The 795-nt window shown below is 44.2% G+C and carries 1 protein-coding gene and 1 pseudogene; both read right to left on the reverse strand.

What is annotated here, in order from left to right; translation table 11 throughout:
• The coding region (locus R7R78_RS25565; protein WP_140343031.1) for an MltR family transcriptional regulator at nucleotides 1-404 on the reverse strand (404 nt) is incomplete at its 3' end.
• Between the two features lie 59 nt (nucleotides 405-463).
• A pseudogene (locus R7R78_RS25570) lies at nucleotides 464-795 on the reverse strand (L-sorbose 1-phosphate reductase); the annotation flags it as partial.

The following is a 795-nucleotide window of genomic DNA, read 5'->3' on the forward strand; positions in this document are numbered from 1 at the left end:
TTTAGCTGATTGATCGACTCAAGATAAAAGCAGTCTTGCTGAGAAGAGAGTACCGCTTGGTTTTTGATGAAGTCATAAATCACATCATCTGTAAACGCGATCTTTTCAGGCTGAGTAACCACATACTCCAATACCTGATCGTACAAGCCAATGTCTGCATAAGTTTGTAATGAGATTTTTCCCATCGCAAACATCAACTTGGAGACAACATCGGTCGTGACCAATGGCCCATCTTCTCTCAATAAAGGATCCACAGCATACTCCTTCACTAAGTCGTCTTGGACGAACACACTCGGAAGTAATGCTTTTAACTTGAGGTTAATTATTTTGTTAGAAACCTGAAGAAACGCAGTGGCATTTTCACACTCATCCAATTTCTCCAGTAATTCGTCTTCACGTGACAACGTCTTATGACCTCTCCATTATGTGGCAGCGCAAAGGCTACCACACATGTTCGTTGCAACTAAACCGTTAAGCTCACGTCATAAAACTCAAGTAACGCTTTTTCTGCATGCGCGTTCCACACATAGTTGTTCGCGCACAAAATCGCATCGAGTTCCGCAAAGAACGGGTCTTGGTCTGCCAGCGATAAAAAGTCATCAATCGCCGTCAATGGCAGGTCAATATGTGGGTAAATCAACTTCTTGCCGCCCGGGATATCCAACTGATTCAGAATCGTATCTGGCGCAGCTTGTAAGCCACCAACATGGGTGATCATGAACGATGGATTGATCTTGCCTTGCGAGGAAAGCTCAATAGATTCCACCATGTCACCCTTTGAACCACCAGACGTTC

It is taken from the genome of Vibrio sp. 2134-1, from assembly GCF_033339495.1.